Genomic DNA, 217 nt, shown 5'->3' on the forward strand with positions numbered 1-217 from the left:
GTAGACCTTTGAAAACTGAACAAAGTTTCGTTTCACAAATGTGCAGGGCATATCAACTTCGGTTGATATCAAATGTAATTTGCGAAGTCAATTTCGCTAGTAATATTAATGAGTCACAAACTTTTAAAATGAGAGTTTGATCCTGGCTCAGGACGAACGCTGGCGGCGTGCCTAATACATGCAAGTCGAACGCATCCCGTTGAATTGAAGTGCTTGC

Annotated in this window: 1 rRNA gene; it reads left to right on the plus strand. The window is 41.0% G+C overall.

The window, feature by feature from the left end:
- Positions 1 to 124 precede the first annotated feature (124 nt).
- Positions 125 to 217, plus strand: a 16S ribosomal RNA gene (locus tag FC96_RS12640); the annotation flags it as partial.

Source organism: Secundilactobacillus kimchicus JCM 15530, from assembly GCF_001433995.1.
Classification (GTDB): Bacteria; Bacillota; Bacilli; order Lactobacillales; family Lactobacillaceae; genus Secundilactobacillus; species Secundilactobacillus kimchicus.